The organism is Rosettibacter sp. KY25, from assembly GCF_057554405.1.
The window spans coordinates 1-13609 of record NZ_BAAJAO010000027.1 but is presented as its reverse complement, the minus strand read 5'-3'; the positions used below and the strand labels follow the sequence as shown (position 1 = coordinate 13609).

The following is a 13609-nucleotide window of genomic DNA, read 5'->3' as shown; positions in this document are numbered from 1 at the left end:
AAAAAGTTATGAGAAATACTCTTATTTGTACTGTGGGTACAAGTTTATTTGAAAGTAATCTTAAAAATCTTTCAGAAAATACACAGAGCAAACCTGACAATTGGAATTTTATAAAGCAATATTTTTTAGAAGGGAACCTTAAGTTAATTGCTGATGAATTATTAAAAATTGATCCAAGTTCAAGAATTTGTGGAGCAGAAATTAATACAATTGAAGCAGCTAAAACTAAAAAATGGCTTAGTTTAGAAAATTTAATTTTTCTTGTATCAGATACAGAATCAGGGAGAAATACTGGCAAAGTTTTAGAATATTATTATAGTCAAAGAAAGGACTTTAATCTGAAAAATATAGAAGTAAAAGTAATTGATTATCTTCAGGATGCAGAGCCACAAAAATTTAAAACTATTGGTCTTAGAAATTTAGTAAGAGTGATTGGTGAATATATCAGTAAATTTGGAGCGAAGAATTGTTCAATTGATGCAACGGGTGGATATAAAGCTCAAATAGCAATAGCAGTTTTAATGGGACAAGCACTTGATATTCCTGTATATTATAAACATGAAAGATTTAATGAAATAATAGATTTTCCTCCATTGCCTGTTTCATTAGATTATGATTTACTTGGCAAAAATGCACATTTATTTACAGAACTTGAAAAGGGGATAGATATTTGCTATTCTGAGATTGAAGAATTTGATGAGAAATTAAGAGTATTTCTCGATGAAGTAAAAGTAGATAATGAATATTTATTCACTTTAAATCCCATAGGTCAATTATATTTAACAACATTTAGATTAAGATATCCAAAAGCTGTTAATCTTAAAGAATTATCTACTTCAGAAAGGAAAGAACCAACTTTTCGTGATGACCATTACCCAATAGGATTTAAGGATTTTGTCTATAAAATATGGTTAGAGAATAAATGGATAAAAACTTGTTGGTCATTAAGTTATTCAAAACAAAAATCTATTAAGGATATTGAATTTTTTACTAAAAAAACTGATCAAGAATATATATTATTAGGAACATATGTTGATAAAGATAAATTCGGTGCAAGATTCCAAATAATATTGTCAGACAGTTCAAATGAAAGTCTCAATTGGGCAGCTGAGTATCTAAATCGAAAATACAAATATTAATTTACTAATTTTATTAATGATATATTTTCTTCAATTGATACTTGAAAAATTATGAACACTATTTTCTGTCTTGTATCCCGACAATCAATGGCTAATGTTTTGCCAGTCTTAATGTTTAAACCTAAACTGGTTGTTTTGTTTGCTACCCCAGAAGAAAAGAAAAGTGCTGATTATCTCGAAAAACTTTTTTCTAATAAATCTATAAAAGTCAATAGAATTGATAACCTAGATGCTTATGATTATCACTTGTTCAAACAAACTGTTAAAAATGAGATTATGAAGTATGAAGACAGGGTCATACTGAATGTTACAGGTGGAACTAAACTTATGGCTCTTGCTGCTTACGAATCTTTTATTGAATGTAGTAAACCTATTATTTATTGTAATACAGAGAGGAATCAAATTGTTCACCTCTATCCCGAACTCAAAACTGAAAAACTACAGCTTGAAATCTCAGTTTTGGATTATCTTCATTCTTATGGCTATGATATAATTGAAACAAGAACAAATTCTGGTAAGCTTGAATATTATACATTATTTGAAATACTTGAACGTAAGAATCTCCTTCAGAAATTCTCCAATTTCATAGACAAATTCCGGAGCGAGTATTTTTTAAATCAAGATTCTAAAATTTTTAATGATAGAAAAGAAAAATTATTTTCTATTCAAAAAACATCATCTAATTTTATTCTGTTTGTTGATAATAAAAAGTTTGTTTATGATAACGATAAATTTCTTAAAGGTGAATGGCTTGAATATTATATTTATTATTTTCTTAAAAAAATTGGAGTTAATCCCGAACTCGGAGTTAAAATTGTTTCTTCAAGTAATGTAGAAAATGAAATAGATTTAATTTTCATGAAGGATTATCAACTATACTTGGTTTCGTGTAAGACTGGTAGAAACACAGATCCTAATAAAGATATTTATGAAATTGAAACTCTTAGAAATATTGCAGGAGGGACATACGGAAAAGCATTTCTTATTACAACAAAACAACTTACTCCTCGAATTCAACAGAGGGCTAAGGATTTGAATATAAGAACATTATCATTAAAAGATCTGAGTACACAAAAATTTTTGTAGATTTTTTAATGAACTCATCTCTTTTTGATGAGTTTGTTTTTAAAATTGTCGAGGGCATTATGATTGACAATTTTTTTAAACAATTCAATCTAAGTGTTATTAATTATAAACTTTATAAATCTGATTATAGATTTAATAAATTATCAAAAGAATGTTTTTATGGCGGGATAGGTAATATTAATAATTGGCAAAAACTATTAAAAGATTATGATGGTGAAAATCCATCAAAATTATTAAATGAATTTAAGTCAATTATTAATGGTAAATGGCTTGAAATTTATGTCTGTTCCTTGTTCTTAAAAATAATTAATGAATGTTCTGTTTACTTTAAAAATATTAATTATGAAATTTTCTATGATGTTGAACTTGTCAGTATTTATAATAAACATTTTGAACTCGATGTAGTAGCTGCAATAGAAGATTATATTTATTGGATTGAATGCAAAAGCGGAAGTTTTGATGAAAAAGATATTAAAAAGTATTCTTCAATTAATAGTATTCTTCAACTGGATGAAAATCATGCTTTTTGTGTTCTGCATTCTGCTGTTCCTAAATATTGTCAATTAATTGAAGAAAAATATAACTTTCGCGCAATAACTTCAGAACAGTTTCTCCCTTTACTGAGTAAAGTTGTTTTTAATGATTTATTTCAAATAAAAGATAAATTGGAGTTGAATATTAAAAATGAAAACTAAAAATCTTCTTATTTGTGTCTCTGGATTAACTCCTCAAATTGTTACAGAAGCTTTGTTCTGTCTTTCTTACAAAATGAAAATTAGGATTGACGAAATTTATGTGCTCACAACAAAAAGAGGTCGTGATGTTATACTTGGAAAAGATAAAGCTCCAACTACTCCTAAATCTCCTCTAAAAAATGAAATTGAAGAAATGTGTAAAATCTACAAAATCAAAAAGCCTCTCTTCGATGAAAGCGAAAAACATATAATCGTTGCAAAAGAAGAATCTATTGAACTTTCAGATATTAGATCAGACAAAGACAATATCCTTTTCCCAAATAAGGTTTGTGAATTTATAAGAACAAAATCTTCTGACCCAAATAATGTTTTATATTGTTCAATTACTGGTGGACGCAAATCAATGAGTGTGCATCTGGCAAATGCTCTTTCAATTTTTGCAAGAGAAAATGATAAATTAATTCATGTGCTCACAAAAGAAGAACATGAGTTTAAAGATTTCTATCCAAAGTCAAAGAAAGAGATTAATGACCTTGAACTTGCAGAAATACCGTTCGTTAGATTACGTTCTTTGCTTTCTTCAGAAATAAAATCTTCTGAATTACTCAAACTCAACTTTGATGAAATTGTTGAACATACTCAAAAACAACTAAAAATATTAGCACCAAGTAATCAACTTGTATTAGATATTGAAAGAAGAGAATTGAGGTTTGGAAATGAAAAAATTGATATGGAGCCAATGGAATTTCTTTTTTATTTCTTTTTTGTTGAATCTAAAGAGAAAGGGAAAAAAAATATCTCGATAAATGAATTTTGTACCGAAGAAACTAAAAATAAATTTTTTGAATATTACAAAAATTATTATCGAAATCGTTTTATAGAAAAAGATAAATGGGAAAAAACAAAATGGGATAGTAGTTTATTCTTGCAGAGAAGGTCAAAAGTAAATAAAAAAATTGAGGAGTTGATAAAAGATAACGATATAGCAAATTTATTTATCATTGATTCGGATAGGAAGTGGGGCGGCAGCACTTATATGATTAAAGCAGATATTAATCGTTTCAAAATTATTGAACCAAGGGAATTAAAATAATTCAACTTATCATCGAGGGCTCGGAAATATTTCCGAAATGTTTCTTTCCTTTATCATATAATTATTAATTATGAATTTTACAAAGTAAATTTTATAAAAGAGGGAAGTCATGCAAATAACAATATTATCATTCCAGAATCTATCAAAAGCTCATCAGCCTTTGGCTGCAAAGAAAAACTTGTCGGTTGTTCAATTCATACAACAACCAGTTAATTCTTTCGATTACATTTCCAGCACCATTGCAATTAAGAGCAATTATATTGAGGTGACAGAGAACGATGATATTTTCGCTACCGTTCAAGAAATATTGGTTAAAAATAATTCTAAATCATATGTATTCTTTTCAGCTGGCGATATACTTGTTGGAGCTATGCAAAATAGAGTTGTAAATACTTCAATGTTGCTGCCTCCAAATTCCAATACAAAAATACCAGTCAGCTGCATTGAACAGGGTAGATGGAGGAATACAAGCAAAAAATTTGATAAATCTGATCATGTTGTTCCCAATGAATTGTATAGTAAAATTAATAGAAATACGGCTGAAAATCTTAAGAAAGAAAAAAAATATGATCCCAACCAGCAGGAAGTGTGGGAAGATATAGAGATTTTCTTTATGAGAAGAAGAGACATATCATCAACATCGAATTTAGAAGAATTGATTAATAAGGAATCAAAAAAAATAAAAGATGAAGTAAATAATTTTTATGCAGAAAAGAATGCAAATGGAATGGCAGTATTTGTTGGTTCTGAACTTGTAAGAATAGAAATTTTTAATAGAACAGATATTTATCAGGAATACTTTCCCAAAGTGATTAACAGCGTAATGTTAGATTCCCAAAATTATAAACAAGAAAATTTTATTATCGATAGAGATTTTGCATTTACAACTGTTGATGATTTTCTTTCTGATGTTGACAATCTAAAATATTTTGTCTTTCCATCGGTTGGAGTTGGTGAACAAAAAAGATATGAGCATAAAAATTTTACTGGTTTTACACTTAATTATTTAGAACATATGATTCATACTTCTTTTATTTCTAAAAATGTAAGTAAAAATCAACCTAAACATGATTCAGACTTACCATTCTAAACATAAATAATATTGAAAACTGGAGGAGTTATGTCATCAATTTTACCATTTACAAGAAATCAAAATAATGAAATGCAAAACACTCAAGTTACAGATTATTATACTCAAGGATTTCGTGATGCTGGTAAAGTTGGGGGGTCTGTATCTGCATTTAATATCAGCCTTGATAATTTTTATTCTGATTTGCTTTTAAAATTAGATAACATGAAAGAAACAATTGAAGTAAAAAATGCTGAAATTGAAAAGCAAAAAGAAGTTGTTCTTGAAAAAATATCTATTCATTCAGAAGAGAAAACCAGACTTTTAGAAAAAGAATTACCCGAAGCAGAAGCTCATCTTAAAGAAGCAACAAATGCATTGAATGAATTCAAAAAAGATCCATCAAAATTTATTTCTCTTGAAAAAGATAATATGTTTTTATGGATTTATGGATTGCTGAGCGTATTCATTGCAATATTTCTATACTTCTTTTATACATCTGTTGTTTACTCAGCTGTATTCCGTGATATAAGCATAACTAAATATACTTTATTCGATTCTATATTTTATCCTAAAGCTCTTGAAGAATCTTTTCGTAAAGGTGTATCAGCATTTATGCTTGTAATTTTTTCTCCTTTTATATTTCTCGGACTTGGACTTGTAATTGAGTATGTAAAAAATAATCAAGCAAAATATTATAAGTATACTTGGGTTTCGGTGGCTATGTTTACATTTATTGTTGATGCTATTCTGGCTTACCACATCTCAGAAAGAATTTATAATTCTAAAGCAATAAATACTTTTGGAAACATAAAACCATTTACAGTTCGTGATGCATTAACAGATTTAAATTTCTGGATAATAATTGCTCTTGGTTTCTGTGTTTACATGCTTTTTGGAAAAATATTTTCTCTTTATAATGAACACAGGATAAATAAAAATAAATTTGAAAACATGGAGAAATATTTAATTGATAAAAAAGCTGAAGCTGAATCGAAAGTAAATGAAATCAAAAATAAAATATCCTCACTCGAAACTTTAATTTACAATCTTAATATTGAAACAACCGAGATAACGAAAATTTATGATAAAGTTGGATTCAGCACTCATGAAATCAAAAAAATAATTACCGAGTATGCTCTTGGTTGGATTAACTATCTTAATAACGGAAATTATTCCGAAGACTATATTATGAAAATTGAAACTGCTCTTAATAATTTCTGTCAATTAAAGGGAATTCAATAATATGAAAAAGCTTCTAATCAAAAATATCGGTTCTAAAATATCATTGCTGATTATTGTAATGCTATTTCAATTTTGTTCTTATGAAAAAGTAAATGAAGAAAAATCAAAAAGTGATAAATCGAGTAATTTTAAAAATCTGAATGTATCTATCTTGATTGACCTTTCTGATAGAATATCATCAAAATTAAATCCAGAACAATATGAAAAAGATATTAATATAGTTTCTTATGTAGTTGATGCCTTCAAAAGTTATTTAAATCAAAAAGGTGTTGTTCAAAGCGAAGACAAAATAAAAACTATATTCTATCCTTCACTCAATTATGAAATTTATCAAGAAATTGCAGATTCTCTTAATATTGATTTTGGGAAATATGAATTCAAACAGCGTAAAGAAATTTTTAACAGGATTTCACAGATTTATAAAAATCATCTTAAAAAACTTTATTCATTTGCAACAAAAGCCAGAAGTTACGAGGGTTCTGACCTTTTCAATTATTTCAAACATAGGGTGGTTGACGATTGTATTTCAAGAGATTCGAATTATATTAACATTCTTGTCATACTTACTGATGGTTATATCTATCATCAAAACAGCAAGTATCGTAATGGCAATAGATTTAGTTATTTAGTACAAAAAGCTGACCATGTTAAATATTTTCGTGCATTAGAAAATTGGGAAGAAATTTTTGATAAAGAAAATTACGGTTTAATTAAACTGAATAATGACCTTTCTAAACTTTATATTCTTGCAGCTGAGTTTAATCCTTCTGAAAATTCACCTAAAGATTTTGATATACTCAAAAAATATTGGTCAAAATGGTTCGAAGAACAGAATATGAAATCAGAACAATATAAAATTCTTAAAACCGACCTCAATGCTTTGAACCGTGAGTTAATTTATCAATTTTTCAAAAATATTATTTCGAGGGAAGAATATGACAATTAATTCTATTCGAAATATTCTTTATTCAATTGCAAGATTGCTTGGAGATGTAAATGCAATCCAGAAAGGGAAAATTGGTCAAAGAATTGTAAGACGTACAACAGGAAGAATGACAGGCAAAATGCTGCAAAAAATTTTCAATTCTTTTTTGAAAAAGTGAAGTTAATAATCTCTTATTGATTAGAAGATAATTTGTTTATGTAATCAGATGGGTTGATGAAGTTTTTAGTTTTGTTGTATTGCTAAATTGAAACTTGCAGGGCAAATCAATAACATTTTCAAAATATTTCTATTCTTTATAGTTCATTTATGACAAAATAATTTTAGTGTGTAGAATTTCTGTTCTTTTCGACATACCGAGTGCGGTTAAGATTGTGACTCGCTGAATTTCGAGGGCGTTCAGTTCAGAGTAACATCTTGCCGCACTTTTTCTTCTAATAAATAAAGGAGAATTTAATTTGGAAAGAAAAATTAAAATATTAAAAGCTCACAAATGCAGCGTTAAAGAATGCACCAATCTTGTTCAATACAAAGGTTCGTTTTGCAGCAATTGTATAGATAAAATTTGTGATGATAATTATTTTGTAATTTTTTGTCCTCTCTGCGGAACTGTACTTGATACAATTCCTTTAGAAGAATATGAAGGTTTTGGCACCAGTAAAATTAAATATTGTATTTGTACCGATTGTTTCTCTCAATTTGAAATAATTCCAGGTGATGAAGAACCATGGGATGAATAATGCATCATGAAAAATAATATCTACATATTTTCAAATTCTATTTTAAGCAGAAAAGATAATTCATTCATTTTAAGTTCTGTTAAAGATACTGAACCTTTGCACAGAATAGATATTTATGAAACAGAAAATGAAAATGTGATTTTGCCGCCGGGAAAAGATGAACTAATTGATAAACCAAAGCATATACCTGCTGAATCTGTAGAAGCTTTTTATTCTTTTGGCGAACTTAGATTTAACACACAATTTTTCAAAATAGCCAGTTATTATAACATTCCTGTTCACATTTTTAATTACTACGGAAATTATGTTGGCAGTTTTATTCCAGTGAATAAAAACAGTTCTGGTTACATTCAGCTTTTACAGTATGAAGCATATTTAACTTATAACAAGAGGCTTTATATCGCAAAAGCAATTTTAGAATCTGCTGTAAAAAATATTTTATTTAATCTGAAAAACTCATTATCAGATGATAACGAACTGCTTGAACAAATTGCTAATATCAATTCTATTCTTGAACAAATTCATTTTGCAGAAACTGTATCGGAACTTTTAGGTTACGAAGGAAATATTCGAACAATTTATTACACGGCTTGGCAAACTCTAATTAAAAAAGAAACTGACTTTTATAAAAGAATAAAACAGCCACCAGTAGGAATTGTTAATTCTCTTATATCGTTTGGCAACTCAATTCTTTATGCAATAATTCTGACTGAAATATTCAGAACAAGATTAAATCCATTTGTTGGCTTCATTCACGAAATTGGGGATAACAAACATTCTCTTGTTTATGATTTATCAGAAATATTTAAACCAATAATTGTTGATAAAGTAATATTCCGTGTGCTGAATCTTAATATTATTGATGAAGATGATTTTACTATAACTGACGAGGGTTATTACTTAAAAGATAATCCACGTAAAAAATTTGTTGAACAAATTGAAAATAGACTTTCAACAGTAATTCATCATAAAAGATTAAACAGGAGAATTTCTTATCGTTCATTGATTAGAATGGAGTGCTACAATTTAATCAATTATCTTGAAGGAAAATTGAAAAGTTATGAACCATACAGAGCCGCTTAATAAAGTGTTTTACATAGCTGTTTATGACATAACACATCCAAAGAGATTGGCTAAAGCATTAAAAACATTTAGAAAATATATGAACTGGGTTCAAAACTCGGCATTCGAAGGAGAACTAACAGCAAAACAATTTCAAGCATTGAAAGAAGAGTTGCTTCAAATAATTAATAAAGAAAAAGACTCTATTATTTTTTATCATGCAGAAGAACAAAAACATATAGGCAAAAAAATTATTGGAATAGAAAAAAATGAAATAACTCAGTATTACTAATCATCACAATAATTAAGTATAAAAAATCATTGGAGAACTATGCAATTTTTAATAGCAACAGCGTTGGAAAATAAACCTAAATACAACTCTTTCTATTGGAGTAATAAATATCTATCAGATATTTTAGATTTTCTTCCATGCGATTACAATTCTTTATCTTCTATTCAAACTGGAATTTTATATTATTGTAAATCTCATCAAAAATTTAGTAATGCATTATTACTCAAAATAACAAATGTGGAAACAAAGCCTAATTTTTTAAGAATTTATTTTGAAATTGAAAATACACTCGAATTCCAATCTTTCCATATTAAAGATGCACTCAAAAAATACATGAATCTAAACTCCATATCAGAGTTACCATTCCTTTGTGTAGTTGATGAAGTAAAATTTTTAGATATCCTAAACGAAATTGAAATTATTTCTAAGATTAAAAAACTTGAAGAACAAAATAACTGGCAAGATATATATAGAATTTTCCAAACATTTGAACCAATTGAAAAAAGTAAAATCTGGTATGATGCTGAACTTTTAAATGCATTTTCATTTTCGACAGCAAAGCTTTCAGAATGTTCTGAAAATCTTAAAAAGAAATTCTCAGATAAAAATCAAAGAAATCAATTCATTCAGGAAAAAAGAAAGTTTAGAGAACTTACAATTAAATTAAGAAAAAGAGCAATTGAAATTGAGCCTCAAAATCCTACATTTTATTCTAATCTTGCTTATACTTACTACCAATCTGTAAATGAATTAACAACGCCTGGTTCAAGAAGAGATGGAAATATTTTTGAAGAAGCAGAACTTGCATTGAAATACTTGAACTTAGCTTTGGAATTAAATCCAAACAGATTAACAGATTTATATCGTAAAGCAATGTTATACTCAGATATTTTAGGCACACACAAATTTTTTAAACAATTTAATGAAGAACTTGCCGAAGAAAAATTTGTTGATTATACATCTGCATTAACAGAATCAATAAAATGTTTTCAAAAAATTGAATTGATATATGAATCATTTACTAATTCAGAAGATATTCAAAAACAAAAAAAGATTTATATAAAATCACTTTATCATCTTGCACAAAAATTTCTTAAGCTGGCAAGAATTAAACAAAACTATTTTATTCAAAAAAATAAAATTCCAGTAGAAGAAGCATATGCAAATCTTTTGCAGGCAGACCAATACATTGATAAGTGCATTCAAAAAGATTACAGCAAGAAAAAAATAGAAACAGAAGTAATTGAAATGGCAAGTTGTGATAATTTTGTATGTGGTGTTTATAAATCATATTTGAAAGGAACAATTCAGCTTTATCTTTATTCACTTAAAAAAGAAAAACAATATGCAATTGACTCACTTAAATTTTTTCAGCTTGCAATGGAAACTAATTTTCCTCTAGAAATGAGGAATCAAAATAAAATATTTGTTTTAGAAAAAATTGCACTGTTGAATATATTACAGGAGAATTTTTCTGCTGCAATAAAAACACTCGAACCAATTTATAAGAAATATCAGAACCTGCCTCCGTATGCTGCATATACACTTGCTTTTGCCTATATTGAAAACAAGCAAATTAAAGAAGCCGAAGAAATAATAGAAAAATATATAATGCAGGCAAATGATTTATTTAAGTATAAGTTTGAAAAATTAAGAGAAAAGATGCAGCTTAAGACCATTTCTAAAATATCAATTCAGGAAATAGCTAATCATCTCTATGATAATTCTACAGAAGAAAAAATTTAAAAACTGCGAAAATGAGTCAAAAACGCAGTTGTGTCGGTGAACCTGCGTATAAAAAAATAGACAGTTCCTCCGGTAGAGAAAAATACAGTGGACAAATCTCATTTGACTCTTTCTGTTGATTAATTAAAATTTTTTTAGTAAGCGGAACTCGAGTAGAAAATCTGTCGAGGCGAATAAATATATTTCAGATAAACTGAGGTGAGAGATTAATAATTATCTTCCATTAAGATTTTTTTTAATTGAACCAATGCAGTAACAAAAAAATTATAGAGGGTGGATAAACTGTATAGACAGCCTATTACTTGAATACTCAATATAATTTATAGTTTTTATTTTTTATTGACTTAATTTGATTCTAAATTACATCAGTCATTCACCAAAAATAAAAATGAATGATTCATTTGTTAAGTGAAAAAATTATGCAAAAAAATATTCTCAAATTCTCGTCACTTAAATTCACTTCTTTAATTTTTTTCTATTTTTGAATATCACTAAACTTATACTATTATGGATGTCTCAATAGTAAATCTAATCAACGAGCTTGTTCTCGAATATAAAAATTCCCAAAATCCAAAATTACTTGAAGAAATAGAACTTCAGCTAAAATTGCTTGAGTATCAATCCTGGAATTTAAAATATAAACTTCGAATAATAGAGAATCCGAACTTAAGTAAAGAGCATCAGCAGTTAAAAGAATATGAAAGTTTGTTTGGTTATAGTAATGCATATTCAAAATATCATTTAATCATGCCGTTGATGATTTATCTTTTAGTAAATCATAGAAGGAACTGGTCTGCTCTGCAAACATCACTTAATTTTATGAAAGATTGTGAAGCATTTCTAAAAGAAGGAGATTTTGCAAAAACTAAAACAGGGGTTCAGAGATTTATTACAAATACAAGATTTGCATCATTAGAACTGCGCAGATTTGGATTGCTGCGCTCCGATGATAAACATTATTATCATACATGGGAATTGTCTTTATTCGGAATTTTGATTGCAGGTTCTATTTATTTCGATTATAAATACTCATTAGCGGATAATTATTTTAAAACGAACTTCGATAAAGATAATGCATATTGGTCTTTTCAGAAGATTCTGCATAAATATACTGAACAACTGTTAGAGCATAGTAAATTTTATTGGATTCTAAAAGTTATTTTAGAAGATGAAGTTATAGTTAATTATCTTGATTTGTATGAAAGAAAGTTTTTACAATTTGCTTATACAGTTATGAATGTACTTAAAGATGGCTATAAACTAAAAAATAAATCGACACAAGAATTTATAAATATGTTGAACAAAATTAATGCTGATAGAGAAATATCTAAACTTGCAGATTCAATTGTTCTAAAGAAGAACATTGAAGTAAATTTAAATGACATATTCGAAATCATTAATAAGTGAGGTAACTGTAATGACCAAAGAAGAATTATTGAACAAAGCAATGTTAATTGCACAGGAAGCACACAAAAATCATGTTGACAAAAATGGACAACCTTATATTGGACATGTATTTAGAGTAATGAATATGGGAAAGACTCTTGATGAGAAGATATGTGGGGTATTGCATGATATTGTAGAAGATACAGAATGGACATTTGAAAAATTAGAAACTGAGGGTTTTCCAGAGCATATCATTAATGCATTGAAATGTTTAACGAAGAATGAAAGTGAAACATATGAAGAATTTATTAATAGAGTAATAACGAACAGTATTGCAGTAAATGTGAAGATAAATGATTTGACAGATAATCTTGATGTAAAAAGGTATAAAGAATTGAATGAGAAAGATATTGAAAGGATTAAGAAATATTTGCGTTGGTATCATTTTTTAACAAGTGAAAATTATTTTTAGAATTATTTCGGTTTCTTATCGAATGAGTTTTTAGGAATTAATTTTTTGGGAAAAATCAGTAGAGAGATTTTGAATAATTGATAGTTCAATAAAGTTGAATATTGTTCGGCGTGATAATTCAACCCCTTCGGGGTTGATTTAGAATAACCACAAAAAGTTGAATATTAATTGGGTGTGATTAACAAATTAAATAAATTGACCACGAAGTGGTCAAATATGAGTAGCAAGGATTAGACAAAGAAATTAATCTGACCACAAAGTGGTCAAATATTAATAGAGGGAATGATCAATTAAAAAAAAATCACAGCATTAGTTGAAGAAAATAATATTGAGCTATCATTCAACCCCTTCAGGGTTGGAAATTTATTTGTGAATAATTTTGTCTATTAATATTTAACCCCTTCGGGGTTGATTATAGAAAACCATAAAGTTGTTTAATATTATTAGCAAGTTTTATAAATAAATTAAGGACCACGAAGTGGTCAAATATGAGTAGAATTTCAAGATTTTCTGTCATACCTGTGTAGCGGTAACCCTCAGAACTTTCGATTACATAGACATAATATTTCATAAAATCCCTCAAAGTAAAAAACCTCATTCTGAAATGAGGTTTTCTTTGTAGCGGGGGTAGTCCCGACTTT

General features: G+C 27.8%; 15 protein-coding genes. 14 read left to right on the top strand and 1 reads right to left on the bottom strand.

The window, feature by feature from the left end; all coding sequences use genetic code 11:
- Positions 1–8 precede the first annotated feature (8 nt).
- The 14 genes from AC27L2_RS12555 to AC27L2_RS12490 all read left to right on the top strand — a co-directional run bounded on the left by AC27L2_RS12555 (position 9) and on the right by AC27L2_RS12490 (position 12968).
- Positions 9–1139: a putative CRISPR-associated protein gene (locus AC27L2_RS12555; protein WP_487212107.1), complete on the top strand. Its 1131-nt coding sequence runs from the start codon at positions 9–11 to the stop codon at positions 1137–1139.
- Positions 1140–1190: 51 nt separating this feature from the next.
- Positions 1191–2225 carry a Card1-like endonuclease domain-containing protein gene (locus tag AC27L2_RS12550; protein WP_487212106.1) on the top strand — a complete coding sequence of 345 codons (1035 nt, stop codon included), beginning with the start codon at positions 1191–1193 and terminating at the stop codon, positions 2223–2225.
- Positions 2226–2284: 59 nt separating this feature from the next.
- Complete coding sequence (locus tag AC27L2_RS12545) at positions 2285–2920, top strand: hypothetical protein (protein WP_487212105.1); 636 nt, start codon at positions 2285–2287, stop codon at positions 2918–2920.
- Positions 2910–4013: a CRISPR-associated ring nuclease Csm6 gene (gene csm6, locus AC27L2_RS12540; protein ID WP_487212104.1), complete on the top strand. Its 1104-nt coding sequence runs from the start codon at positions 2910–2912 to the stop codon at positions 4011–4013. The genes AC27L2_RS12545 and csm6 overlap by 11 nt, the downstream gene beginning before the upstream one ends.
- Positions 4014–4122: 109 nt before the next feature.
- Positions 4123–5103: an ARPP-1 family domain-containing protein gene (locus AC27L2_RS12535; RefSeq protein ID WP_487212103.1), complete on the top strand. Its 981-nt coding sequence runs from the start codon at positions 4123–4125 to the stop codon at positions 5101–5103.
- A 30-nt stretch (positions 5104–5133) separates the two neighbouring features.
- Positions 5134–6327 carry a hypothetical protein gene (locus AC27L2_RS12530; protein ID WP_487212102.1) on the top strand — a complete coding sequence of 398 codons (1194 nt, stop codon included), beginning with the start codon at positions 5134–5136 and terminating at the stop codon, positions 6325–6327.
- 1 nt (position 6328) lies between these two features.
- The gene (locus tag AC27L2_RS12525; RefSeq protein ID WP_487212101.1) at positions 6329–7273 is read left to right on the top strand and encodes a hypothetical protein; all 945 of its coding nucleotides are present in this window, start codon (positions 6329–6331) and stop codon (positions 7271–7273) included.
- Complete coding sequence (locus AC27L2_RS12520; protein WP_487212100.1) at positions 7263–7430, top strand: hypothetical protein; 168 nt, start codon at positions 7263–7265, stop codon at positions 7428–7430. Before AC27L2_RS12525 ends, AC27L2_RS12520 begins: the two co-directional genes overlap by 11 nt.
- A 298-nt stretch (positions 7431–7728) precedes the next feature.
- A complete protein-coding gene (locus AC27L2_RS12515; protein ID WP_487212099.1) occupies positions 7729–8010 on the top strand; it encodes a hypothetical protein in 282 nt (93 codons plus the stop codon).
- 6 nt (positions 8011–8016) lie between these two features.
- Positions 8017–9093 carry a type I-B CRISPR-associated endonuclease Cas1b gene (cas1b, locus tag AC27L2_RS12510; protein ID WP_487212098.1) on the top strand — a complete coding sequence of 359 codons (1077 nt, stop codon included), beginning with the start codon at positions 8017–8019 and terminating at the stop codon, positions 9091–9093.
- On the top strand, positions 9071–9364 hold the full coding sequence (cas2, locus tag AC27L2_RS12505) for a CRISPR-associated endonuclease Cas2 (RefSeq protein WP_487212097.1): 294 nt from the start codon (positions 9071–9073) through the stop codon (positions 9362–9364). Before cas1b ends, cas2 begins: the two co-directional genes overlap by 23 nt.
- Positions 9365–9403: 39 nt before the next feature.
- Positions 9404–11110 carry a tetratricopeptide repeat protein gene (locus AC27L2_RS12500; protein ID WP_487212096.1) on the top strand — a complete coding sequence of 569 codons (1707 nt, stop codon included), beginning with the start codon at positions 9404–9406 and terminating at the stop codon, positions 11108–11110.
- A gap of 507 nt (positions 11111–11617) precedes the next feature.
- Positions 11618–12517 (top strand): hypothetical protein, encoded by a 900-nt coding sequence (locus AC27L2_RS12495; protein ID WP_487212095.1) that lies wholly within the window; start codon positions 11618–11620, stop codon positions 12515–12517.
- Positions 12489–12968 (top strand): phosphohydrolase, encoded by a 480-nt coding sequence (locus tag AC27L2_RS12490; RefSeq protein ID WP_487212094.1) that lies wholly within the window; start codon positions 12489–12491, stop codon positions 12966–12968. The genes AC27L2_RS12495 and AC27L2_RS12490 overlap by 29 nt, the downstream gene beginning before the upstream one ends.
- A gap of 412 nt (positions 12969–13380) precedes the next feature.
- Here AC27L2_RS12490 and AC27L2_RS12485 read toward each other — a convergent pair whose 3' ends face one another.
- Positions 13381–13539, bottom strand: a complete 159-nt coding sequence (locus tag AC27L2_RS12485) for a hypothetical protein (protein WP_487212093.1) — start codon at positions 13537–13539, stop codon at positions 13381–13383.
- Between the last annotated feature and the right edge of the window lie 70 nt (positions 13540–13609).